The sequence below is a fragment of the Rathayibacter sp. AY1B6 genome (assembly GCF_002932755.1).
Taxonomy (GTDB): Bacteria; Actinomycetota; Actinomycetes; order Actinomycetales; family Microbacteriaceae; genus Rathayibacter.
This window is the reverse complement of sequence record NZ_PSWL01000016.1, coordinates 66,426-88,090: the sequence shown is the minus strand read 5'-3', so window position 1 is coordinate 88,090 and position 21,665 is coordinate 66,426. Positions and strand designations below refer to the sequence as shown.

The window sequence follows — 21,665 nt, the reverse complement described above, 5'->3', positions numbered from 1 at the left end:
CCACCCGGCTCGTCGCACAGCGACGGCCCCACCCCTCACCCCTCCAGCACAGGGTTGATCGCGGGTCCTGGCGGGGTGAGCTGCAAGGCGGAGGAGGGCGCGATACCAGCGGTATCGCAACCGACGACAACGCCGCAGATCGCCCCGCCAGGGCCCGCGATCACGCGTCGAAGCGGTAGCCGAGGCCGCGGACAGTAACCAGGAGCACCGGCTCCTTCGGCGTCTTCTCGATCTTGGAGCGGATGCGCTTGACGTGGACGTCGAGGGTCTTCGTGTCGCCGAAGTAGTCGCTGCCCCAGACGCGGTCGATGAGCTGGCCGCGGGTGAGGACGCGGCCGGCGTTGCGGAGGAGCATCTCGAGGAGTTCGAACTCCTTGAGGGGCATCGGGGTCTCGACGCCGTCGACTTCGACCGTGTGGCGTTCGATGTCCATGCGGACGGGACCGGCGACGACGATCCGCTCCTCGCCGGGCTCCTCGGTGCGGCGGCGGAGGACGGCGCGGATGCGGGCGAGCAGTTCGCGGGTGGAGTAGGGCTTGGTGACGTAGTCGTCCGCGCCGAGCTCCAGGCCGACGACGATGTCCACTTCGGAGTCCTTGGCGGTGACCATGATGATCGGGACGGAGGAGCGGGTGCGGATCTCTCGGCAGACCTCGGTGCCGGGCATGCCGGGCAGCATCAGGTCGAGGAGGATCAGGTCGTAGTCGCCCTCGTCGAAGGCGGCGACGGCGCGGTTGCCGTCCTCGGCGACGGTGACGTCGTAGCCCTCGCGTTCGAGCAGGTAGCTGAGGGGCTCGCTGAGGGCGCTCTCGTCCTCGACGAGCAGGATGCTGGTCACGCGTGTTCTCCTATCGGGGCGGTCGCCGCGAAGGGCGTCCGGGCGGGGTCGGCTTCGGGGAGCCGGATGGTGAAGGTGGAGCCGCGGCCGGGCTTGGACCAGACGCGGACGTCGCCGCCGTGGTTCTGCACGGCGTGCTTGACGATGCTGAGGCCGAGGCCGGTGCCGCCGGTGTGGCGGGAGCGGGCCTGGTCGACGCGGTAGAAGCGCTCGAACACCCGGTCGAGGTCCTCTTCGGGGATGCCGATGCCCTGGTCGGTGACGGCGATCTCGACGACGCCGCCGGTGGAGCGGACGCCGATGCCGACGCGGGAGCCGGCGGGCGAGTACTGGATGGCGTTCGCGAGGAGGTTGTGCAGCGCCGAGATCAGCATCTTCTCCTGCCCCACGACGTAGGCCTTCTTCATCCCGCCCTTGACCAGCGTGACGTCGTGCGACTCCGCCATGACGTGGGTGGTCTCGAGCGCCGCCGTGACGACGTCGTCGACGCGGATGATGTCGGCGGAGCCGGCGACGTCGGCGGCCTGGAGCCGGGAGAGCTCGATGATCTCGCGGGTGATCTTCGCGAGGCGGTGCGACTCCTGGGTCAGGCGGTGCGCGAAGCGGCGCACCTGCTGGGGGTCGTCGGCGGCGGAGTCGAGGGCCTCGGCGAGCAGGCCGACGGCGCCGATCGGGGTCTTCAGCTCGTGGGAGATGTTGGCGACGAAGTCCCGGCGGACGGCCTCGAGCCGGCGCGCCTCGGTGTGGTCCTCGGCGATCACGAGGACGTAGCGGGAGCCGAGGCGGGTCGCGTGGACGACGAGCGTCACGGCGGCGTCGGAGAGCGGGCTGGTCGCGAGCTCCAGGTCCTGGACGATGTCGTCGCCGAAGCGGCGGACGCGGTCGACGATGGCGGCGAGGTCGGGGTGGAGCAGGGTGTCCTGCGAGACCAGGCCGAGAGCGACGGCGCGGGTGGACGCCTTCAGCACGTTGTGCGACGGGTCGGTCACGAAGGCGGGCGAGCCGACGGCGTCGATGATCGCCTCGATCCCCTCGGGGAGCCCGACCGAGATCACGTCCTGCGCGATGCGGCCCTGGCGGGCGGCGAGCGTGAGCACGGTCGTCAGAAGGATCCCGATCGCGACACCGAGAACGAGCGACAGAACCACGATCAAGCCCGAATCCACGGACCCAGGCTAACCATCCACCGGGCGTCCCCCTACCGGCCGCCCGTCGATCCTCCGGGGGTCGAGTACTGTTCAAACGCCCGGCACCGTCCGTTAACCTGCCGTGGTCATCATGACTGCGCCTGCGCCCACGGAGTGCAGTCGCAGCGGCGTGCGAGGTGCTCGCCGCAGATCCGGCGCCGTCGTCCGCGTGCGCCGTAGAGAGGGTCGAACACAGATGCGCGAAGTTTTCCAGCAGGAGCTGGCCGAGGTCCAGGAACGACTCGTCGAGATCTCCGGACTCGTCGAGATCGCCATCGAGAAGGCGACCCAGGCGTTCAACCACTCCGACGTCACCCTCGCGGAGGAGGTCATCGCGAGCGACGCGCGCATCGACGAGCTGGCCATCAGCCTCGACGAGCTCGCGATCGACATCCTCGCCCGGCAGAACCCGGTCGCCCGCGACCTGCGGATCGTCGTCTCGGCGCTGCGCATCAGCGCGTCGCTCGAGCGGATGGGCGACATCGCCGAGCACATCGCTCAGCTCTCGCGCTACCGCTTCCCCGACAAGGTCGTCCCCAAGAGCCTGCGTCCGACGTTCGTCGAGATGGGCCGCCTCGATGTGGTCGTCGCGCACAAGCTGACCGACCTGCTCCGCTCGCAGGACCCGCGCATCGCCGAGGAGATCCGCGACGAGGACGACAAGATCGACGAGCTGCACGTCAGCGTCTTCGACAAGGTGCTCAGCGAGGCGTGGAAGGGCCAGGCCGCCGACACCGTCGATGCGACGCTCGCCAGCCGCTACCACGAGCGCTTCGCCGACCACGCCGTGTCGATCGCCAAGAAGGTCCAGTACCTGATCTCGGGCGACTACTCCTAGGCGGCACCTCGGGCTCCGGCCCGTGGACGATCCGGCCCGCAGGAACGAGCGTCTCCTGCGGGCCGGACGTGTGCGGGCCCTCTCGGGGGCTGCGGACGGGAACGGCCCGCCGGAGTCGAGGACTCGGGCGGGCCGTTCGCGTGTGCGGTGTTCTACTTCTTGGCGCCCTGGGCGGCGACGGCGGCGGCACCGGCGGCCGCGGCCTCGGGGTCGAGGTAGCGCGCCTCGCCGATGGGCTCGAAGTCCTCGTTCAGCTCGTAGACGAGCGGGATCCCGGTCGGGATGTTGAGCTCCGCGATGTCCGAGTCCGAGATGCCGTCGAGCGTCTTCACCAGCGCGCGGAGCGAGTTGCCGTGCGCGGTGATCATGACGGTCTTGCCCGAAGCGAGGTCCGGCTTGATGTCGGACTCCCAGTAGGGCAGCATCCGCTCGATCACGAGCTTCAGCGACTCTGTGCGCGGCAGGGCGTCGCCGAGGTCGGCGTAGCGCTCGTCGTGCGCCTGCGAGTACTGGTCGTCGTCGGCGAGCGGGGGCGGCGGCACGTCGAAGGAGCGGCGCCAGGTCTGGAACTGCTCGGGGCCGTACTCGGCGAGGGTCTGCGCCTTGTCCTTGCCCTGCAGAGCCCCGTAGTGGCGCTCGTTGAGGCGCCAGGAGCGCTTGACGTCGATCCAGAGGCGGTCGGCGACCTCGAGGGCGATGTTGGCGGTCTGGATCGCGCGGGTCTGGCGCGACGTGTAGACGATGTCGGGGTGCAGGCCCGCCTCGGTCAGCAGCTCGCCGGCGCGGGTGGCCTCCGCGACTCCCTGCTCGGTCAGGCGCACGTCGACCCAGCCGGTGAACAGGTTCTTCTGGTTCCACTCGCTGTTGCCGTGGCGCACGAGGATGAGGGTGTAGGTCTCGGACATGCGTCCAGCTTAGAGGCGGCCCCCTCGCCCGCGGATACGCTGATGAGCATGCCCATCGGAGCCGTCACCCGCGGTACGACGGGCACGAACCGCCTCCGCCGGGTCGATCGCCGGCTCGCCGAGCTGCCCGTCCTGCGCAGCACCGCCTCTCCGCTCGTCGTCGATCTCGGCTTCGGGGCGAGCGCGGTCACCACGCTCGAGCTGCACCGCCGACTCGTCCGGGCCGCGCCGGACGTCGAGGTGCTCGGCCTCGAGATCGAGCCCGCCCGCGTCGACACCGCTCGGCGCCAGCTCGCCCGGGTGCGGGAGGGCGGCACGCCGTTCCCGGCCGACGCGCGTGTGCGCTTCGAGCGCGGGGGCTTCGAGGTGCCTCTGCCCGCGGGGCGGCGGGCGGGCGTCATCCGCGCCTTCAACGTGCTCCGCCAGTACGACGAGGACGCCGTGCAGGGGGCGTGGGCGACGATGACGGACCGGCTGCAGCCCGACGGCGTCCTGGTCGAGGGCACCTGCGACGAGATCGGCCGCATCTGCACCTGGATCGAGGTCGGCCGGGAGGGCCCGCGCTCGCTGACCCTCTCGCTGCGGCTCGCGGCGATCCCCTCGCCGATGACGGCGGCCGAGCGTCTGCCGAAGGCCCTCATCCACCGCAACGTCCCCGGCGAGGGAGTGCACGCCTTCCTCGCCGCCCTCGAGCGGGCGTGGACGCTGAACGCCCCTCTCGCCGTCTACGGTCCGGGGCAGCGGTGGATCGCATCGGTCCGGGACCTCCGGCCGGAGTGGCCGGTCCTCGGCGGGCCGCGGCGCTGGCGCCTGGGCGAGGTCACGGTCGCGTGGGAGGCGGTCGCCCCCTCCTCCTGAGCGCCGGGCGTGAGCCCTCGGCCTCCTGAGCGCTAGACGAGCGGGGGCAGAGCGGCCCGCGCCTCGACAGGAGCGGCGCCGGTCGCCGTGAGCAGGTCGACGACGAGCGGGCGGAGCAGGACGAGCACCGTCTTCTCGGCGAGGCGCGCCTCCGGGATCAGCCGCTGCGGGTCGAGCGTGGTCGCGAGCAGCACGAGGTCCTGACGGGCCAGGGCGAGCACCGACGGATCGGCGACCGCGCGGCCGAGCAGTGCGATGCCCGGGCCGAGGGCGGCGACCGCTCCGGCGAGCGCCGGCCGCGGGGCGCCGTCCCCGACGAGGAAGTCGGTGCGGCGCGCGACGATGCGCAGGTTCCGGGTCGCGAGGTCGAGCGCGGACAGCATCACGGCCTGGCGGGCGAGCTCGCCGCGGTGTCGGCGGACGAACGGCGAGATCCGGGCGACGCCGGTCGCTGAGTCCAGCGCCGCGGTCCAGCCGTCGATGACCGGCTGCGTCCCGCGGATCCGCTCGAGGGCCGCGGTGGACGCCGTGGAGTCGCCTCGGCGGAGCGCGTCGGCCAGCTCCTCCACGGTCCGGCTGAGCGCGGTGAGGAGGCGGTGAGCCTCGGCCCGCGCCGTGCGCAGCGGCGGGCGGGGCACGATCGCCGTGCAGAGCAGCGCCGCCAGCCCGCCGATCAGGCCGTCGACGCTCCGGGTGAAGACCCCTCCGTCCGGCGCGGGGAGGACCATCACCAGCATCGCCTGGGTCCCGGCGGCCACGGCGAACCCCGGCGAGGGCGAGAGGGCCCGGCCGAGCGTGACGACGATCGCGAGGACGACGGCGAGCTGCCAGACGCCGCTCCCCCACAGCAGGAGCAGCACCTCGCTGGCCGTGATGCCGATGAGCATGCCCGTCGCGGTCTCGGCCACCTGCTTGGGGCGGGTGTCGCGGGCGATGCCGAGGCTCGAGATCGTGGCCGTCAGCGCCAGCACCGGCGAGGGGTGCCCGAGGAGGAAGTGCGCGACGGAGTAGGCGAGGGTCGCCGCGAGCACGATCTGCAGCACAGCGGGGAGCGATGCCCCCGCGCGGGCGAGGGCGCGCGCCGGACTCAGTTCGGGGGTCCGGACGAGACCGCGCAGCCGCTCGGCCGCCCGGCCCCGCTCGGCGGGACGTGCGGCCACCACGGCGTGGCCTACCTGGTCGTCGCCCCGAGGCGGGGCAGGCGGGGCACTCCCGCCTCCGCTCCGGCGCCGGGCGGGACCACGACCTCCTGGGCCGCGGCCACGCGCGAGTCGCCGGCCAGAACGGTCAGTTCGAGGTCCACCGGGACGCTCCGCTTGACGACCGCGAGGGCGACGGGTCCGTCCTCGTAGTGCCAGGCGCTGGAGGTGACCGTGCCGACCTCGACCGGCTCGCCGCCCTTGAGCGCCGTGACGACGTCGCCGTGGGCGGGGAGGACCGAGTCGGAGCCGTCGAGCTGCAGCAGGACCAGGCGCCGCGGCGGGTGGCCGAGGTTGTGCACCTTGGCCACCGTCTCCTGGCCCCGGTAGCAGCCCTTGGCGAGGTGCACGCTCGAGCGGAGGAGGTCGAGCTCGTGCGGGATGGACCGCTCGTCGACCTCGGTCGCGTGGCGCGGACGCCAGGCGGCGATGCGCAGAGCCTCGAGGGCGTCGACCCCGGCGAGCGCTACTCCCACCCCGACGGCCGTCTCCGCGAGGGCCTCGAGGGCCGCTCGCGGGACCAGCACCTCGCGGAGCTCCCAGGAGGCCCCGGGGTGCTCGGCGGTCAGCGCATACTGCCAGCCGCCCGGCTGGACCTCCGACCACGGGTCGCTCCAGACGACGGGGGCCTCGGCCAGGGACAGGGCGAGCGCCAGCGCCGGCCCGTCGCCGAGGGCCGCGAGGGTCGCGAGGTCGTCCGTGCGGTCGGCGACCTCGACGCGGAGCATGAAGCGCATCCGGTCGAGCCAGGCGGCCAGGCCGGCCGTCTCGTCGCGGTCGAGCAGGAGCCAGGCGGTCTCGCCGTCGTCGACGAGGCGGATGACGTGCTCGATCCGGCCGGTCGGGTCGAGCAGGAGCGTCTCGGCGGACGCGCCGGGAGCGAGGCGCGAGACGGCCTGGCTGGTGAGCGAGTCGATCCAGGTGAGGCGGTCCGGCCCCGTGACGGTCACGACCCCGCGGCCGGAGAGGTCGACGAGCGCGGTGCCCGCGGCGAGAGCGCGCTGCTCGCGGAAGGGCTCGCCGTAGTGGGCGGCGACGCCGGGCTCGGCGGTGCTCGTCGTCGCGACGGCGCCCGGGGCGCGCAGAAGCGGGGAGAGCGCGTCAGTCGACACGGGCGAGCCGTCCGGAGGAGTGGGTCCGCAGGCCCTGGCCGAGCGCGGCGATGTCCCACGCCCAGAGAAGGTGGTCGTCGACCAGGCCGTAGAGGCGCGTGGCGGCGGCGTAGTCCTTCGCCGCGGCGGTGCGCATCACCGCGTCGGTCGCGAGGTCGATCCGCGGCCCCTTGACCTGGCCGAGGTAGAGCTCGCTGACCCCGTCCGGGTGGACGAGCGAGACCTCGATGTCGAACCCGCCGGCGGCGTTGCGCAGCGTCTCGACGGACTCCGCGTCGGGGAAGGCGGGTGCCCCTCGGCCGGGCAGCATTCCCGGGCCGGCGTCGGAGTCGGTCAGTGCGCGGCTGAGGCGCCAGTATCCCGTCTCGGTGACCAGGGGCCGGGGCGCCTCCTCGGCGCCCTCCTCGATCAGCCACGTGTACGAGTTGTAGTTGAGGTACGGGAGGCCGTCGTAGCTGAAGCTGATGCGGTGGCCGAACTCGGCCTGGACGGAGTCGTCGCCGATCGTGTAGTCGATGACGCCCGAGCCCTCCCAGACGCCGAGCAGCCAGGAGAGGGGGACGAGCTCGGGCGGGAGGCCCGACGGAAGCGAGATCACTCGGGCTCCGGCGGCGGCTAGCGCTGGCCGCGGTAGAGCTTGTAGACGACCACGCCGGAGACCCACGCGATGGCGAGGGAGGCGAGCCCGAGCAGACCGAGGTAGAAGAGTTCCAGGGCGAGAAGCATGCGCTCATCCTACCCGCCGGGTCCGGCGCCGGGGCGGGGCGGGAGGGACTGCTCAGGCGGTGCGGACCCGGGTGCTCAGGCGGCGCGGACGCAGGTGCTCACGCGGGGAGGAGGCGAGCGCTCACGCGGGGAGGAGGAGGGCGATCCCGCTCGCGACCGCGACCAGGGCCATCGCCCCGACGATGCTCGTCATCGCGCGGAGGAGGTACCCCTCGGCGCGGGCCACGGCGAGCTGCACCGCGAAGGTCGCGAGCACGCAGCCGCCGAACGTCAGCGCGAGCCAGAGCTGCCGGGACTCCGGAGCGGCGATGGTCAGCGTCAGCACGGAGCCCGCGAGTGCGAGCGCCCAGACGACTCCGATGCCCACTCGATCCCTGCCCATCCGACAATTGTGCCCCAGGCGGACGCCCCTCCCGGCCCGCCGCTAGTATTGCGGGCAGACCAGTTCTGGAGGATCCGTGGCGCAGTTGTTGATACTGACCTCGGCGGGAGGCGCCGAGGTGCTCCCCGCACTGGGGCTCCTCAGCCACCGGACCCGGCAGATCCCCGCGGAGCCCGCCCAGCTCGTGAACGCCCCGAGCTGCGATCTGATCCTGGTCGACGCGCGGCAGGACCTGGCCAGCGCCAAGTCGCTCTGCAAGATCCTGACGACCACGGGCATCAACGTCCCCCTCATCCTGATCCTCACGGAGGGCGGGCTCACGGCCGTCTCGGCCGACTGGGGCGTCAACGACGTCATCCTCGACTCGGCCGGCCCCGCCGAGGTCGACGCCCGCATCCGCCTGGTGATCGGCCGGCTGGCGCAGGAGCAGTCGACCTCGCGCATCCAGGCCTCGGGCGTCGTGATCGACGAGGCCAGCTACTCGGCCAAGGTGCACGGGCGCCCGCTCGACCTCACCTTCAAGGAGTTCGAGCTCCTCCGCTTCTTCGCCACGCACCCCTCGCGCGTCTTCACCCGCGAGCAGCTGCTGAGCGAGGTCTGGGGCTACGACTACTTCGGCGGCACCCGCACGGTCGACGTGCACGTGCGGCGCCTCCGCGCGAAGCTCGGCGACCTGGAGTCGCTGATCGGCACGGTCCGCAACGTCGGATACCGCTTCAACGTGTACGAAGAGGACAATGAGCGAGTCGCTCAACCTGTCCGTTGAGGACCTGGCCGATCCCGCGGTGGCGGCCGGCCTCGAGCACCTGATCGGGCGCGCCGCCTGGTTCGACCACCAGCCCCCCTTCAGCGATCAGACCCTCGTCGAGGCCCGGACCGGCTCGCGTACCCTCCTCGTGGGGCTGCGCGCCGACGTGGTCGTGGCGGCGGCGATCCTCGGCCAGGGCGAGCTCGAGTTCGTCGTCGATCCGGAGTGGCGCGGGGTCGGCTTCGGCACCGCGACCCTCGACCAGGTCCTCGCGAGCGGCCGGACGGGCCTGCTCGCCTGGGCGCACGGCGACCACCCCGCCGCCCGCGCCCTCGCTGCCTCCCACGGCTTCGTCCCGGTGCGCACCCTGCTGCACCTCGAACTCGCGCCGCTCGCCGCCCCCGAGGTCCGCGTCCCCGAGGGCGTCGTCCTCTCGGACGCGCGCGACCTCGATCCGGCCGAGTGGATCGCCCTGAACGCGCGCGTCTTCGCCGCGCACCCCGAGCAGGGGCGGCTGACGGAGGAGGACCTGGCGGCCCGCCGCGCGGAGCCGTGGTTCGACGAGGGCGACTTCCTCCTGCTCCGCGACGCCGACGGCACGCTCCTCGGCTACGACTGGCTCAAGATCGAGCCCGGATCGACGACCGGCGAGATCTACGTCCTCGGGGTCGCCCCCGAGGCGGCCGGACGGGGACTCGGCCGCACCCTGCTGAACGCCGGACTCGCGCGGATGCTCGAGCGCGGCTGCACCACGGCCGACCTCTACGTCGAGGCCGAGAACCGCTCGGCGGTGGCGCTCTACCGCTCGCTCGGGTTCACGGACGCCTCCGTCGACGTGCAGTACCTGCAGCGCGCCGCGCCGCTGCGCTGAGCCGGCGCTCCTCCACAGGGCCTCCCCCGGCCCCGTTCATCCGGCATTCACGATCCGCGGCACGGAGCCGCCCGGGGCGGTGCCAGGATGGTGGCATGGACGGCGACAACCTGCTTCTCGAAGACGGACTGAGCGATGACCTCGACGACGACTTCGACGACGAGGAGGAGGAGCACTCGGATCCGCTCCTCCCCGACAACCGCTACCTCGACCGCGAGCTGAGCTGGCTCGCGTTCAACCAGCGCGTGCTCGAGCTCGCCGAGGATCCGCTGGTGCCGGCGCTCGAGCGGGCCAACTTCCTCGCGATCTTCTCGTCGAACCTCGACGAGTTCTTCATGGTCAGGGTCGCCGGCCTCAAGCGCCGCATCCTCACCGGGCTCGCCCTGCCGACGAACATCGGCCGCGTCCCGGTCGACGTCCTGACCGACATCTCCGAGAAGGCGCACCTGCTGCAGCAGCGGCACTCGCGGGCGTTCAAGGAGCTCGTCGAGCCCGCCCTGCGCGAGGGCGGCATCGACCTCGTCCGCTGGGACGAGCTGAGCGACGCCGAGCGCACCGTGCTGGACGACTACTTCTCGGCGCAGGTGTTCCCGGTCCTGATGCCGCTCGCGGTCGATCCGGCGCACCCGTTCCCCTACATCTCCGGCCTCTCCCTCAACCTCTCGGTGCGGGTGCGCAACCCGAAGACGCAGAAGGTCGAGTTCGCGCGCCTCAAGGTGCCGCAGATGCTCCCCCGCTTCGTGCGGATCGCCGGCGTCAGGGCACCGGGCGAGCCGATGCGGTTCATCTCGCTCGAGGACCTGATCGCCAACCAGCTGGACGACCTGTTCCCCGGCATGGAGATCCTCGACCACCACGTGTTCCGCGTGACGCGCAACGAGGACGTCGAGGTCGACGAGGACGAGACCGAGAACCTGATCAAGGCTCTCGAGAAGGAGCTGCTGCGGCGCCGGTTCGGCCCGCCCATCCGCCTCGAGGTCACCGACGACATGGACGACGAGACGCTGGGCCTGCTGGTCCGCGAGCTCGACATCACGACCCAGGAGGTCTACAAGCTCCCGGCTCCGCTGGATCTCAGCGGGCTCTTCAGCCTGCAGAAGATCGACCGACCGGACCTGAAGTACCCCAACCACGTCCCGACGACGGCGGTACAGCTCTCCCCGAGCGAACCGAACCAGCGGCAGGACGTCTTCAAGGCGGTCTCCCGCGGCGACGTGCTCCTGCACCACCCCTACGAGTCCTTCGCGACGAGTGTGCAGTCGTTCCTCGAGCAGGCGGCGGCGGATCCGGACGTGCTCGCGATCAAGCAGACGCTCTACCGCACCTCGGGCGACTCCCCCATCGTCGAGGCGCTGATCGACGCGGCCGAGTCGGGCAAGCAGGTGCTCGCCCTGGTCGAGATCAAGGCGCGCTTCGACGAGCAGGCGAACATCTCGTGGGCGCGCAAGCTCGAGAAGGCGGGCGTGCACGTGGTCTACGGGCTCGTCGGGCTCAAGACGCACTGCAAGCTCGCGCTCGTCATCCGCCAGGAGAAGGGCGGAGTGCTCCGCCACTACTCCCACATCGGCACCGGCAACTACAACCCGAAGACCTCGCGCATCTACGAGGACCTCGGACTCCTGACGGCCGACCCCGAGGTCGGCAAGGACCTCACGCGACTGTTCAACGAGCTCTCGGGCTACGCGATCGAGAAGAAGTTCAAGCGCCTGCTCGTCGCGCCGCGCCACCTCCGGAAGGGCCTGCTCAAGCGGATCGCCGCCGAGACCGAGAACGCCCGCGCGGGGCGGCCCTCGGGCATCCGGATCAAGGTCAACTCGATCGTCGACGAGTCCGTGATCGACGCGCTCTACCGCGCCAGCCAGGCCGGCGTGCCGGTCGACGTGTGGGTCCGCGGGATCTGCGGACTCAAGCCCGGGCAGGAGGGGCTGTCGGAGAACATCCGGGTTCGCTCGATCCTCGGCCGCTACCTCGAGCACTCCCGCATCTTCAGCTTCGTCAACGGCGGCGAGCCGGACGTCTTCATCGGCAGCGCCGACATGATGCACCGCAACCTCGACCGCCGCGTCGAGGCTCTGGTGCGGATCGTCGAGCCGGCGCACCTCAGCGAGATCGACGACATGTTCGAGCGGGCGATGGACGAGCGGACGGCCTCCTGGTGGCTCGGCCCGGACGGCGACTGGACGCGGCACCACCTCGACGAGGAGGGCGCTCCGCTCGCCGACCTGCAGAACCAGCTGATGCAGCACATCACCCACCGCAAGCGCGCGGCGACCCGCTCCGCCAACCGGGCCTCCACCCGCTGACGCCCGTGACGGGCACCGTCTACGCAGCAGGAGCGGTGTGCTGGCGGATCATCGAGGGCCGCCCGCACATCCTCGTGATCCACCGGCCGCACCGCCGGGACGTCAGCCTGCCCAAGGGCAAGGTCGATGCGGGCGAGTCCCTCCCGGAGACCGCGGTGCGCGAGATCCGCGAGGAGACCGGGCTCTCGGTGGCGCTCGGTGTGCCGCTGGGATGCACCGAGTACACGCTGCCGAGCGGGCGCCCGAAGGCCGTCTACTACTGGGCCGCGCAGGTCACCGAGAAGGCCGTCCTGGCGTCCGACTTCCTCCCGAACGACGAGGTCGAGGCGCTCGAGTGGGTGACGCTCAAGCGGGCCCGGAGCTACCTGACGTATCCGCACGACGTGACGATCGTCGACGAGTTCGCCCGGATCGCCGCGCGCGGGGCGCTCGAGACCTTCGCGATCGTGGTCCTGCGGCACGCGAAGGCGGTGCCCGCCTCCTCCTGGGACGGCCGCGACTCCACCCGCCGCCTCACCGGGCGCGGCCGGGTCGAGGCCGCGGCCGCCGCTCAGGCCGTGGCCGCCTGGCGCCCGCGCCGCCTCGTCTCGAGCACCGCCAAGCGCTGCCGGTCGACCATCGCCCCGCTGTCCGGTCTGGTCAAGAAGCCGGTCAAGCTCCGCGACGACCTCAGCCAGGAGGCGCACGAGCAGGGCACCGCCGACGTCCGCGCCCTCGTCGGCAAGCGGGTCCGCGCCCGCCGCACCGCGGTCCTCTGCAGCCACCGGCCGGTGATCCCCGAGATCCTGCGCGAGATCGCCCTCGCCACGGCGACCCCTCTCGGCGCCTACCTCGACGAGGCGTCCGCGCTCCCGACCGGAGGCTTCGCCGTGGTGCACCTCTCCACCGCCCACCCCGGCTCCGGGATCGTCGCGATCGAGACGCACACGCCGCTGGCCTGACCGCCCGGGCCGCGCTGCGCGACGGGCTCCACGGGCCCCGCCGGACCGGGCCGGTCGCGCGGCCGGGACGCGCCCGACGCTCCTCGCCTTCCCCGCCGCCCCGTCGCTCCGCAATCCCCGGAGCGGACCCGTTCACCGCGCGTTCACCGAGCGGTCGGTGCCAGGACACGACCCCTCCGTACTCTCGCTCGCGGGCTGCACCAGGCCCTGTTCTGTTTTCCACGCTTTCCTACCCGAAAGGGATACTTGTGAGATTCTCGCGTCTCGGCCAGGCGGCCGTCGTCGCCGCCGTCGCAGCGATCACGCTGACCTCCTGCGCTGCCAACGAGGCACCGGCCGCAGGCGGCAGCTCCGGCTCCGCCACCACCTCCACGCTCTCGGGCACCATCACCGGCATCGGCTCGTCCGCTCAGGGCACCGCGCAGACCACCTGGGCCGCCGCGTTCCAGACCGCGAACCCCGAGGTCACGGTCAACTACGACCCGCAGGGCTCCGGCGCCGGCCGCACCAACTTCATCGACGGCGCCGCCGACTACGCCGGCTCCGACTCCGCGCTCAAGGACGAGGAGCTCGCGAGCACCTTCGCCGCCTGCGCCCCCGACACCAAGGCGATCGACCTCCCGGTCTACATCTCGCCGATCGCGGTCATCTTCAACGTGGAGGGCGTCGACGAGCTCAAGCTCGACGCGGCCACCATCGCCGGCATCTTCAAGGGCACCATCACCTCCTGGGACGCCCCGGAGATCAAGGCCCTGAACCCCGACGCGACCCTTCCGTCGGCGAACATCACCTCCGTGCACCGCTCGGACGACTCGGGCACCACGCAGAACTTCACCGACTACCTCGCGGCCACCGCGAGCGACGTCTGGGACGCTCCTGCCGCGCAGACCTTCCCGTACCAGAGCGGTGACGGCGCCAAGGGCACCTCGGGTGTCGTCGACGCGGTCAAGAACGGCACCAACACGATCGGCTACGCCGACGAGTCCGGCGCCCAGGGCATGGACATGGCCCAGCTGAAGGTCGGCGATGCGTTCTCGACCATCTCGGCCGACGGAGCCGCGGCTGTCGTCGCCGCCTCGCCCATCGCCGACGGCCGCGAGGAGAACGACCTCGCGATCAAGATCGACCGCACCGGCACCGAGGCGGACGCCTGGCCGATGGTCCTGGTCAGCTACCTCATCGTGTGCCAGGAGTACGCGGACGCCGACAAGGGCGAGGTCGTCAAGGCCTACGCCTCCTACGTCGCGAGCGAGGAGGGCCAGGAGGCCGCCGCCGCTCAGGCCGGCTCCGCTCCCCTGAGCTCCGAGCTCGCGTCGACCGTCGCCACCGCGATCGAGTCGATCAAGTAGTCCCACCGGCAGGGCCCGTCTCGCAGCACGATCCGCGGGACGGGCCCCGCCTGTGCCGGGCTCGGCCCACCGGACGCCCCCGCCGAGCCCTAGCATCTCCCTGTGCGCCCCGCCGAACCCCTCGTCTGAAGAGAGTCCCCTGGAATGGCAACTGAGACCGTCGTCCGCCCGAAGGCGAAGGTGCGTGTCGGAGATCGGGTCTTCTCGATCTCGACCGTCGCCGCCGGCTCCCTCATCCTCCTCGTCCTCGCCGCCGTCGCGATCTTCCTCATCGTGCAGTCGATCCCCGCGTTCACCGCGCCGGCCGGCAGCCTCCCCGGCGACGCGACGAGCTTCTGGGCCTACGTCGGCCCTCTGGTGTTCGGCACGGTCTGGTCGGCGGTGATCGCCCTGGTGATCGCCCTGCCGCTCTCGATCGCGATCGCCCTCTTCATCTCGCACTACGCGCCGCGCCGCATCGCGATGGCCCTCGGCTACGTGGTCGACCTCCTCGCCGCCGTCCCCTCGGTGGTCTTCGGCCTCTGGGGCGCGACCGTCCTGGCGCCGATGGTGCAGCCCTTCTACCTCTTCCTCAACGTGAACATCGGCTGGTTCCCGCTCTTCGGCGGCCAGGCGTCGGGCACCGGCAAGACGATCCTCACCGCCTCGGTGGTGCTGGCCGTCATGGTCATCCCGATCATCACCGCGGTCTGCCGCGAGATCTTCCTCCAGGCCCCGCGCCTGCACGAGGAGGCGGCGCTCGCGCTCGGCGCGACCCGCTGGGAGATGATCCGCATGGCCGTCCTGCCCTTCGGCGCCCCGGGCATCGTCTCGGCCGCCATGCTCGGCCTCGGCCGGGCCCTCGGCGAGACGCTCGCCGTCGCGATGGTGCTCTCGCCCGCGACGGTCGTCTCCTTCCTCCTGCTGACCTCGCAGAACTCGAACACCATCGCCGCGAACATCGCGCTGCAGTTCCCGGAGGCGAGCGGAGTCGGCGTGAACGTCCTCGTCGCCTCGGGCCTCATCCTCTTCGTCATCACCCTCGTCGTGAACTCGGTCGCGCGGTTCATCGTCAACCGCCGCAAGGCCTTCTCGGGAGCCAACTGATGTCCGCCGCCACCTCGTCGATGCCCTTCTCGCTGCAGGCGGGCAAGCTGCCCAAGGGCACCCCCTGGATGCTGCTCGTCGGCAGCTGGGTCGTGTTCGCCGCCGTCTTCCTGATCCTCCAGGCGGCCGGCATGATGAACGACTTCAGCCTCGTCGGCGCGATCTTCTGGGGCACCGTCCTCTTCGACGTCGCCATCTACGTGGTCTCGCGCCTGGTCGAGGGCGGCCGCAAGGCTGTCGACCGCCTCGTGACCTCGCTGGTCGCGACCGCGTTCATCATCGCGCTGCTCCCGCTGATCTCCCTGCTCTACACGGTCGTCTCCAACGGAGTCGCGCGGTTCGATCCGCTCTTCTTCTCCTCGTCGATGCGCAACGTCATCGACGCGGGCGGCGGCGCGCTCCACGCGATCGTCGGCACGCTCGAGATCACGGCCATGGCCGCGCTGATCTCGGTGCCGATCGGCCTGCTCACCTCGATCTACCTCGTCGAGTACGGCCGCGGCCACCTCGCCCGGGCGATCACCTTCTTCGTCGACGTGATGACGGGCATCCCCTCGATCGTCGCGGGCCTGTTCGCCTACGCGCTCTTCGCGCTGATCCTCGGCCCCGGCGTCCGGATGGGCTTCGCCGGCTCGATCGCCCTCGCCGTGCTGATGATCCCCGTGGTCGTCCGCTCGTCGGAGGAGATGCTGAAGCTGGTGCCGAACGAGCTGCGCGAGGCGTCCTACGCCCTCGGCGTGCCGAAGTGGCTGACCATCGTCAAGATCGTGCTGCCGACCTCCATCGCCGGGATCACGACGGGCATCACGCTCGCCATCGCCCGCGTCATCGGCGAGACCGCGCCGCTGCTGATCGTCGCCGGCTTCACCGCGTCGATGAACTACGACCTCTTCAGCGAGCGGATGATGACCCTCCCGGTCTTCGTCTACACGCAGTACGCGAACCAGGGCCCCGACGCCGAGGCGTTCCTCAACCGGGCCTGGACCGGCGCGCTGGCCCTCATCCTGATCGTCATGGCGCTGAACCTGGTCGCCCGCCTGATCGCGAAGATCTTCGCCCCCAAGCTCGGCCGCTGACACCCACCACTCGGCTCCGGCCGGAATCCCCGAAGGAAGCAATGTCCAAGCGCATCGAGGTCAACGACCTCAACGTCTACTACAGCCAGTTCCTCGCGGTGGAGGGCGTCTCGCTCGCCATCGAGCCCCGCACGGTCACCGCCTTCATCGGCCCGTCCGGCTGCGGCAAGTCGACCTTCCTCCGCACGCTCAACCGCATGCACGAGGTCATCCCCGGCGCGCACGTCGAGGGCGAGGTCCTGATCGACGGCAACAACCTGTACGGCCCGGGCGTGGACCCGGTGCAGGTGCGCCGCCAGGTGGGCATGGTCTTCCAGCGCCCCAACCCGTTCCCGACGATGTCCATCCGGGACAACGTGCTGGCCGGTGTGAAGCTCAACAACCGCCGCATCTCGAAGTCGGACGCGGACGCGCTCGTCGAGCGCTCGCTCCAGGGCGCGAACCTCTGGAACGAGGTGAAGGACCGCCTCGACAAGCCGGGCTCCGGCCTCTCCGGCGGCCAGCAGCAGCGTCTGTGCATCGCCCGTGCGATCGCCGTCTCCCCCGACGTCCTGCTGATGGACGAGCCCTGCTCGGCCCTCGACCCGATCTCGACCCTCGCGATCGAGGACCTCATCGAGGAGCTCAAGAACGACTACACGATCGTCATCGTGACCCACAACATGCAGCAGGCCTCGCGCGTCTCGGACCGCACCGCGTTCTTCAACATCGCGGGCACCGGCAAGCCGGGCAAGCTCATCGAGTACGACGACACCGCGACGATGTTCTCGCGTCCGTCCGTCCAGGCGACCGAGGACTACGTCTCGGGCCGCTTCGGCTGATCCGCCGCAGACGAGAGCGAGCCGCGTCCCTCCGGGGGTCGCGGCTCGTTCTCGTTCGACGTCCTGCACTCCGGGAACGAGAAGAGCCGCACCCCGTTCCCGGAGTGCGGCTCTTCTCGTGCTCAGGCCCTCAGGCGATGTCGATCGCCAGTATCGGATCGGTGGTCGGAGCCGACGAGCCGCCGGCGTCCTCGACGGTCACCGCGACGACTCCGCCCTCGGCGAGGCTCCCCTCGAGCGGAGCCACGGTGCTGCCCTCTCCCCCGTCGAACGTGCCCGCGGCGACGGGACCGGACGAGCCGATGTACCAGAGCTCGTAGGTCTTGTCCTCCGGCAGCGGCGCCAGGTCGTCCACCACGAGGGCGGAGCGGCCGAGCGAGCTCGACCAGACCAGCGTCGCCTGCTCGCCGGTGGCGACCGTGCCGGTCGTCTCCTGCGCGTCGGGGGCGCTGCGGATCTGCTCCAGAGCCGTCTGCTGCTGCGTCTGGCCGGGACCGGACGAGAGCAGCGGCGGGAGGGTCACTCCGCCGACCACGATCACCGCGGCGGCCGCAGCCGCCGAGAGGTAGACCGCGGGGCGGGCGAACCAGCGGCTCCGAGCGCGGTTCGCGGCGCTGCCGCCACCGTCCCGGCGAGCCGTCGGACCGCTCCGCTCGCCCTCGGAGGCGACGGGGACCAGGCGGGGCGCGGCGGGCGCCTCGTGGTCCTCGTCGGGCTCCTCCAGCGGCAGCTGCGGAGTGGTGGCGATGAGCGCCATCAGGTCGGCCTTGAAGCCCGGCGAGGGCTCCACGGCGGGTGCGTCGGCGACCAGCGCCTCGGCCACCTCGGCGAACGCGTCGGCCTCGCCGCGCGCCTCCGGGTGCTCGGAGAGGAAGCGCTCGTAGCGCTCCTGCTCCTCGGGCGTCAGGATGCCCAGTGCGTGACCCGCCGCGAGATCGCGCGGGTCGTCCATCCCGTCGGGGAGTCGCACATCGTTCACAGGGCCACCCCCATCTCTTCTCGAAGTCTGATCATTCCGTCACGCAGGCGTGTCTTGACGGTTCCCACGGGGCACTGCAGGATCCCCGCGATCTCGCTGTGCGAGTATCCGCCGTAGTAAGCGAGCTGCAGCGCCTGCCGCTGCAGTTCCGTCAGGCGGCCCATGGCGGCCGCGACCTTCTCGTGCTCGAGGGACACCTCCGCCTGCTCGGAGACCTGGTCGTAGTCGCGCCCGAGGTCTCGGATTCCGATGCGCATGTCCCGATCACGGCCGGCTTGAGCCGCGCGGACCCTGTCGATGGCCCTGCGGTGTGCCATCGTGAGGATCCAGGTCGTCGCGCTTCCTTTATTCGGAGCGAAACGCCCAGCGGTTTGCCAGATCTCGAGGAAGACCTCCTGGGCCACCTCCTCGGACTGGGAGCGGTCGACGAGCACGCGGATGATCAGGCCGAGGACCCGGCCCGCCATCTGGTCGTAGAGCGCGGCGAAAGCCGCCTGCTCTCCTCCGGCGATGCGCTCGAGGAGGACAGCCGCCTCCGTTGTGGTGTCGTCCGTCATCAGCCCCGCCTCGCCCGCGCCCGGGCTGAAAGATTCCGCGTCATCCAGAAGGCTGTCACGGCCAGGCCTGCTACGACGACCGACACCTCGATCGGATGCGTCACGAATCGGACATCCAGCGCCAAGGTGCCGATCGGCACGAGCGCCGGATCGCCCAGCCGGGGGGCCAGCCAGAGGGAGATCACAGCCACCGCCGCAGCGGTGATGCCCGGATAGCTGCGCGGGCGGAGGAGGACCCAGAGCCCGGCGAACAGGTCGAGGACCGCGAGGACGCGCATCACCGTGCCCTGCGAGAGCGAGACGCCCGCGGCGAACTGGGCGCCCTCCGCGTCGTCGACGCTCGGGGCGGCGAGGAGGTAGAGCGCGGCGACGACCAGCAGCCCTGCTCCCGCCCAGACGCGCGCGCCGATCCGGAGAGCTCTGCTGTTCTTCATTCCGCTGGCGCCTGTCTGTGGGGACTCGGGCGAGGATCGACTCCTCCTGGGCCCTCGCCTCGCGCACCGTGGCGGCGATGCGAGCAGAGAAGGGGCCGGACCGCAGAAACGCCTCTCGGCGCGAGGCCGCTCGAAGCGGCTATAAGTGGAGCCCGGGGTTACTGCGATCCGGCTTCCGCCAGTCTACCAAAGGCCTCCGCGGTGGCGGCGAGCGGCGTTCGCAGTGGGTGAACGCGGGTTGCGCGTCACTCCAGGGAGTCGCTCCTCCACAGCCGGGCGCAGCTCACGAGCTCGGCGGCGGTGGTCGAGAGGCGCAGCGCGCGGGTGGTCAGCTCGCTCGCCCGGGCGGGGTTCACCGGCTCCACGTCGTCGGCGACCGAGACGGCTCCGGAGGCGCTCACGCGGCAGAACGCCGCGGCGCGGTCCAGTGCCACCGCGAAGTCGCCGTCGAAGACGCCGCGGAGGATCCGGTCGGCCAGCTCGGTGATCTCGGCCGGCCCCGTGGGCGTGCTCGCTCCGGCGACCACCGGGTCGATCGTGGCGGAGAGCTCGACTCCGCGCTGGTAGAGGAAGCTCGTGCTCTCCGGGTCCTGCCGGATGACCAGCCGCAGCAGGTAGATCCGCCACAGCGCACCCGGCAGGCTCGCCGCGCTGGAGCGCGCCCAGAGCTCGGCGAGGGCGTCGATGCCGTTGTGGTCGGTGTACTCGACGAGGCGGTCGATGACCACCGGGTCCGGGTCGTTCCGGACGCGGCTCAGCAGCGCGATCGCGGTCTCGTGGGCGACGCGGCTGATCTGCGCCGGGTCCTCTCCTCCCTGGAACGCCTCGAAGACGTGGGAGGGGAACTTGGTCGGCTTGTGGAAGCCGTCTGTCATGGGGCCGCCTTCCGCGGTCGTGCGCGCGGACGCTCTCGCGCTCGCGCTCCGTAGGGGGTTCGAGGAGGGTAACGCCCGCGGCTGGGCGGGTATGCCCGCGCGGAGGACGCGGACCGCTCCGGAATAGTCCGGCTGCTCGGCGCCGCACCTGCTCCGGGGGCGCCGACGGCCCGCTACCCTGGAGCGCGCGGGCCTCTAGCTCAGTTGGCAGAGCAGCGGACTTTTAATCCGCGGGTCGTCGGTTCGAGCCCGACGGGGCCCACCACCCGCTCGCCTGGTCGCGCTTTCCGGACAGTGCCAGGGCGCGGACAGGTCGCACCACTACCGTGCAGGAGTGCTGACCTTCCTCCGCGCTCTTCTGCGGCGGCCGCGGCTGTGCGAGGCGTGCCGCGTCCGGCCGGCCCGCCGCCGCGATCCGTTCTGCTCGACGGACTGCGCGAAGACGTACTACCTCTACCTCTGACGCCCCGTCCGGGCCCCGGCAATCCGCGACGGCGTCACTCGTGGCAGAGCGACCACACCTCGTCCGGGTAGTCGCGCACCTTTTCGCCGACGAGGAGGCGCCAGCGGCCGTCCTGGTGCTCGAGCAGGCGTCCGGTGACGACCTCCGAGAGCCAGTCGGAGTCGATCCGGTACCAGCGGACGAGGCGGACGGTCGTCGCGGTGTGCGAGACGCGAGACGTCATCGCGGGAGTCCCTTCTCGACGAGGGAGCGGGGTGCTGGGATCAGCGGAGCGTTCGACGGGCGAACGAGGGGTGACCCGCGCCGAGACGACTCCCTTGTCGACCGGCCGGGAGACTGCGGCGGGCGTCCGGCGCACCGGATGCCAGGAACTCTAGACGACCGCGCTGGCGGTGTCTGTCCCGGCGCCGGTCACAGCGGAGCGGCCCCGTTCAGCATGCTCAGAGCTGAACGGTGCAGCCGGCCGAGCGCGCCTGCCGGAACGCCGCCGCCTCGCGGGTGCGGGAACGCAGTCTCCTCGCTCGGCGGCGGAGGAGCCGCTCGCTCGGGCCGAAGGCACCGGATTCGAGGAGCTGGCGGAGCGAGAGGGTCACCTGCCGGGCCAGACGGGGATCGATGCGGCCGGGGATCCGGATCGCGTCGATGAGGTCGAGGGCGGTGCGCGTGGTGCGGGAGATCGCCATGACCGAACCCTAGGGACGCCGGGCTCCGGTGTGCGCGCCCCGGACGGGGGCGCCGACGGGGACTGATGCTCAGCCCCGCGGCGCCCCGGCGGGATCAGTCGTGCCCGTTGCTGCCGTCGCCGCGGCCCGTGGAGGACTGCAGGCGGTCGATGTGCTCGGAGGCCTGGGCCTTGGTGAGGTCGGCGGGGAGGGTCTCGCCCGCTTCGCGCGCGAGGGTGTCGAGGTAGCTGCGCTGCGGGCCGGTCATCGGCTCGTCGCCGGTGACCCAGTCGGACGGGTCCTTGCTGGCGCTGGTGTCGCTGCCGTCGTCGGCACGGGCGCCGAGGACGTCGCCCTCGGTCTTGACATCGGGATCGGTGGTGTTGTCATCGCTCATGGTGCGACCGTACGCCCGACCACCGACGCCGACGAGGGCTTGCGGAGCGGCGCCGTGC

Annotated in this window: 25 protein-coding genes and 1 tRNA gene; 12 read left to right on the top strand and 14 right to left on the bottom strand. The window is 71.6% G+C overall.

Features of this window, described 5'->3' with window-relative positions; translation table 11 throughout:
• Positions 1-160: 160 nt before the first annotated feature.
• Complete coding sequence (locus C5D08_RS10335; RefSeq protein WP_104227263.1) at positions 161-838, bottom strand: response regulator transcription factor; 678 nt, start codon at positions 836-838, stop codon at positions 161-163.
• Positions 835-2,004 carry a cell wall metabolism sensor histidine kinase WalK gene (locus tag C5D08_RS10330; protein WP_104276970.1) on the bottom strand — a complete coding sequence of 390 codons (1,170 nt, stop codon included), beginning with the start codon at positions 2,002-2,004 and terminating at the stop codon, positions 835-837. The genes C5D08_RS10335 and C5D08_RS10330 overlap by 4 nt, the downstream gene beginning before the upstream one ends.
• Before the next feature lie 217 nt (positions 2,005-2,221).
• Between C5D08_RS10330 and phoU the strand changes: the two genes are divergently transcribed.
• A complete protein-coding gene (gene phoU, locus C5D08_RS10325) occupies positions 2,222-2,863 on the top strand; it encodes a phosphate signaling complex protein PhoU (protein ID WP_104224693.1) in 642 nt (213 codons plus the stop codon).
• Between the two features lie 152 nt (positions 2,864-3,015).
• Here the strand turns inward: phoU and C5D08_RS10320 are convergent, their stop codons facing one another.
• The gene (locus C5D08_RS10320) at positions 3,016-3,768 is read right to left on the bottom strand and encodes a phosphoglyceromutase (RefSeq protein WP_104276969.1); all 753 of its coding nucleotides are present in this window, start codon (positions 3,766-3,768) and stop codon (positions 3,016-3,018) included.
• 48 nt (positions 3,769-3,816) lie between these two features.
• Between C5D08_RS10320 and C5D08_RS10315 the strand changes: the two genes are divergently transcribed.
• Positions 3,817-4,626, top strand: coding sequence for a class I SAM-dependent methyltransferase (locus tag C5D08_RS10315; RefSeq protein ID WP_258065167.1), 810 nt, complete (start codon positions 3,817-3,819; stop codon positions 4,624-4,626).
• Between the two features lie 32 nt (positions 4,627-4,658).
• On the opposite strand, the gene C5D08_RS10310 is transcribed toward C5D08_RS10315, so the two are convergent.
• The 4 genes from C5D08_RS10310 to C5D08_RS10295 all read right to left on the bottom strand — a co-directional run bounded on the left by C5D08_RS10310 (position 4,659) and on the right by C5D08_RS10295 (position 8,045).
• Positions 4,659-5,786, bottom strand: coding sequence for an aromatic acid exporter family protein (locus tag C5D08_RS10310; RefSeq protein WP_146086088.1), 1,128 nt, complete (start codon positions 5,784-5,786; stop codon positions 4,659-4,661).
• Between the two features lie 11 nt (positions 5,787-5,797).
• Entirely contained in the window at positions 5,798-6,937 is a 1,140-nt protein-coding gene (locus C5D08_RS10305) for a folate-binding protein YgfZ (RefSeq protein ID WP_104276966.1), read from the bottom strand.
• Positions 6,927-7,535 carry an FABP family protein gene (locus C5D08_RS10300; protein ID WP_104224698.1) on the bottom strand — a complete coding sequence of 203 codons (609 nt, stop codon included), beginning with the start codon at positions 7,533-7,535 and terminating at the stop codon, positions 6,927-6,929. The genes C5D08_RS10305 and C5D08_RS10300 overlap by 11 nt, the downstream gene beginning before the upstream one ends.
• 249 nt (positions 7,536-7,784) lie before the next feature.
• A complete protein-coding gene (locus tag C5D08_RS10295) occupies positions 7,785-8,045 on the bottom strand; it encodes a hypothetical protein (RefSeq protein WP_146082587.1) in 261 nt (86 codons plus the stop codon).
• 76 nt (positions 8,046-8,121) lie between these two features.
• Here C5D08_RS10295 and C5D08_RS10290 point away from each other — a divergent pair, with 76 nt between their 5' ends.
• The 8 genes from C5D08_RS10290 (at position 8,122) to pstB (ending at position 17,240) form a co-directional block, all read left to right on the top strand.
• Positions 8,122-8,811, top strand: coding sequence for a winged helix-turn-helix domain-containing protein (locus tag C5D08_RS10290; protein WP_104224700.1), 690 nt, complete (start codon positions 8,122-8,124; stop codon positions 8,809-8,811).
• On the top strand, positions 8,783-9,664 hold the full coding sequence (gene mshD, locus C5D08_RS10285; RefSeq protein ID WP_104276964.1) for a mycothiol synthase: 882 nt from the start codon (positions 8,783-8,785) through the stop codon (positions 9,662-9,664). Before C5D08_RS10290 ends, mshD begins: the two co-directional genes overlap by 29 nt.
• Before the next feature lie 95 nt (positions 9,665-9,759).
• Positions 9,760-11,967, top strand: coding sequence for an RNA degradosome polyphosphate kinase (locus C5D08_RS10280; protein ID WP_104276963.1), 2,208 nt, complete (start codon positions 9,760-9,762; stop codon positions 11,965-11,967).
• A gap of 5 nt (positions 11,968-11,972) precedes the next feature.
• On the top strand, positions 11,973-12,908 hold the full coding sequence (locus C5D08_RS10275; RefSeq protein ID WP_104276962.1) for an NUDIX domain-containing protein: 936 nt from the start codon (positions 11,973-11,975) through the stop codon (positions 12,906-12,908).
• Positions 12,909-13,156: 248 nt separating this feature from the next.
• On the top strand, positions 13,157-14,257 hold the full coding sequence (gene pstS / locus C5D08_RS10270) for a phosphate ABC transporter substrate-binding protein PstS (protein ID WP_104276961.1): 1,101 nt from the start codon (positions 13,157-13,159) through the stop codon (positions 14,255-14,257).
• A gap of 144 nt (positions 14,258-14,401) precedes the next feature.
• Positions 14,402-15,343, top strand: coding sequence for a phosphate ABC transporter permease subunit PstC (gene pstC / locus C5D08_RS10265; RefSeq protein ID WP_104276960.1), 942 nt, complete (start codon positions 14,402-14,404; stop codon positions 15,341-15,343).
• The gene (gene pstA / locus C5D08_RS10260; protein WP_104276959.1) at positions 15,343-16,419 is read left to right on the top strand and encodes a phosphate ABC transporter permease PstA; all 1,077 of its coding nucleotides are present in this window, start codon (positions 15,343-15,345) and stop codon (positions 16,417-16,419) included. Before pstC ends, pstA begins: the two co-directional genes overlap by 1 nt.
• Before the next feature lie 41 nt (positions 16,420-16,460).
• Complete coding sequence (gene pstB / locus C5D08_RS10255; RefSeq protein WP_104224707.1) at positions 16,461-17,240, top strand: phosphate ABC transporter ATP-binding protein PstB; 780 nt, start codon at positions 16,461-16,463, stop codon at positions 17,238-17,240.
• Between the two features lie 130 nt (positions 17,241-17,370).
• Here pstB and C5D08_RS10250 read toward each other — a convergent pair whose 3' ends face one another.
• From C5D08_RS10250 to C5D08_RS10235, 4 genes are all read right to left on the bottom strand, one after another.
• Positions 17,371-18,219: an anti-sigma factor gene (locus C5D08_RS10250; protein ID WP_146086087.1), complete on the bottom strand. Its 849-nt coding sequence runs from the start codon at positions 18,217-18,219 to the stop codon at positions 17,371-17,373.
• Positions 18,216-18,776: an ECF RNA polymerase sigma factor SigK gene (sigK, locus tag C5D08_RS10245; protein ID WP_104276957.1), complete on the bottom strand. Its 561-nt coding sequence runs from the start codon at positions 18,774-18,776 to the stop codon at positions 18,216-18,218. Before sigK ends, C5D08_RS10250 begins: the two co-directional genes overlap by 4 nt.
• The gene (locus tag C5D08_RS10240) at positions 18,776-19,210 is read right to left on the bottom strand and encodes a hypothetical protein (protein ID WP_104276956.1); all 435 of its coding nucleotides are present in this window, start codon (positions 19,208-19,210) and stop codon (positions 18,776-18,778) included. The genes sigK and C5D08_RS10240 overlap by 1 nt, the downstream gene beginning before the upstream one ends.
• 245 nt (positions 19,211-19,455) lie before the next feature.
• Complete coding sequence (locus tag C5D08_RS10235; RefSeq protein ID WP_104227273.1) at positions 19,456-20,085, bottom strand: DNA-directed RNA polymerase subunit beta; 630 nt, start codon at positions 20,083-20,085, stop codon at positions 19,456-19,458.
• 189 nt (positions 20,086-20,274) lie between these two features.
• Between C5D08_RS10235 and C5D08_RS10230 the strand changes: the two genes are divergently transcribed.
• Positions 20,275-20,350, top strand: a tRNA-Lys gene (locus tag C5D08_RS10230).
• 69 nt (positions 20,351-20,419) lie between these two features.
• On the top strand, positions 20,420-20,548 hold the full coding sequence (locus tag C5D08_RS17350; protein ID WP_258062912.1) for a hypothetical protein: 129 nt from the start codon (positions 20,420-20,422) through the stop codon (positions 20,546-20,548).
• A gap of 34 nt (positions 20,549-20,582) precedes the next feature.
• Here the strand turns inward: C5D08_RS17350 and C5D08_RS10225 are convergent, their stop codons facing one another.
• From C5D08_RS10225 to C5D08_RS10215, 3 genes are all read right to left on the bottom strand, one after another.
• Positions 20,583-20,771, bottom strand: a complete 189-nt coding sequence (locus tag C5D08_RS10225; RefSeq protein ID WP_104276955.1) for a hypothetical protein — start codon at positions 20,769-20,771, stop codon at positions 20,583-20,585.
• 217 nt (positions 20,772-20,988) lie between these two features.
• Positions 20,989-21,231, bottom strand: a complete 243-nt coding sequence (locus tag C5D08_RS10220; protein WP_104276954.1) for a hypothetical protein — start codon at positions 21,229-21,231, stop codon at positions 20,989-20,991.
• A gap of 94 nt (positions 21,232-21,325) precedes the next feature.
• Entirely contained in the window at positions 21,326-21,607 is a 282-nt protein-coding gene (locus tag C5D08_RS10215) for a DUF3072 domain-containing protein (protein WP_104224714.1), read from the bottom strand.
• Positions 21,608-21,665 lie beyond the last annotated feature (58 nt).